Raw genomic sequence first — 1543 nt, 5'->3', positions numbered from 1 at the left:
GATAAGATAGACCTCGTTCTTTCCATCATTATAGCGATTAGTGCTGTTTTTTATTTAATAAAAGAATTGCAAAGACCTGAAAAAAAAACACTTTGGATTTCACTAGAATTTTTAGTTCTTTTCTGGGCTATATGGAGCATATCGACTATCATAATCTAATTTGTAGACTATAATTCCCTTCAAATAAAACTCAATATTCCGTCAACACTGTAGACAGGGCTTTGAAAAATCTGCCTTAAATTCTTCCCATTCTTACTCTCTTGGTCGAGAGCCGAGCAGTTAGCTTTTGCTAGCTGCTCTTTTATCTCTCATTACCCCTTTGTTCATAATTCCGTAACAGATATATACAAGTTTGTGTGTTACACTAAATTCATTCGAAGAAGTCATTCGTTATTAATTCGGCAATTCATGATACCCCGTTCCCAGCCCTTGCTCCCCTTGCAGGGCTTTTTGTTGCTCAAATAACTCTTTTGTTTAGTTTAGTAGTCACCATCCCTATATAACTAATACGCCTCACTATCAGCATGACTACTTCCAATAAAATCTGATAAACTTTCGTACTCCCTATGAGGGGTACCGCCAGCATTTCGGCCAATCCAATAACAAACGGGAACCCTGAAACCCACGCCAGGATAGGAATGTATAAAAAAATGAATAGAGTCATAGAAAAAGAAAAAGGCGAATTCCTTGTGATAGTTGGGATCCGCCTTTTCCTTGCTACCGATAATGATGGGTTATGTTAACTAGTTTTGTATAGAATATATATTTTAGTGAACTAAGAAATCATCAAAGAACAAGGGAATCTACAAATTCCCCTGTTCTTTGATGATTTTATTTATCTTTAAAACTATTAATATTCCATTTCTGGGATATAGCAGATAACATAAGCCATGGTTCAATCATTAAGTTAATTAGGATATGAGTAACAATTGGGGCTAATATATGTCGTTCTGAAATAATGTATACAAAGGCAAGTAGACCTCCAAGAACTGTAGTAGATAATATAATAGGTAAAGCAACCTTTAATTCTCCTCTAAGCAAAACCCAAGCACCGTGAGCTAAACCAAAAATTAAGGCGGAAACAATTATTTGTACTATCACGGAATAACCTTCATTGTTTATCCAGTCCATTAACGCTTGTCTAAATAATATTTCTTCTACGATACTTGACACGATGGCAGCCCAAATCCCGATTATCTTTAGCCAAGAAAATGTAAATAATCGTTCTCCTACAAAAGGCACTGCTTTACTTGTATAGAAAACATAACCAAACGAGATGAGAATAACGAATAGCCAAGCAATTGGATAGTCAAAAGCATTAGAGTTAATTCCTAACCTATGTTCAATAAATCTTTGTGGATTACCTATAAACCAGAAGATTATGCAACTAGTTAAAGCTACAGATAAGGTACCTAATACTAGGCCTGTTAATTTCTCATCTTTAGAAGAAACTTTATAATCTATACGTTTAATCATATTATCCCTAGTCAAGTTGTTGTCTGTCATTATTACACCCCCAAATAATTTCACATATCCTTTAACC

General features: G+C 34.7%; 1 protein-coding gene. It reads right to left on the bottom strand.

The window, feature by feature from the left end; genetic code table 11:
- Positions 1 to 831: 831 nt before the first annotated feature.
- Positions 832 to 1543 (bottom strand): CPBP family intramembrane glutamic endopeptidase (locus AB3X48_RS21990; protein WP_367959950.1); only part of this gene is annotated, 712 nt, incomplete at its 5' end.

The organism is Bacillus sp. S4, from assembly GCF_040838205.1.
GTDB classification, from domain to species: domain Bacteria; phylum Bacillota; class Bacilli; order Bacillales; family Bacillaceae_G; genus Bacillus_A; species Bacillus_A cereus_U.
This window is presented reverse-complemented; position numbering and strand designations above follow the sequence as displayed.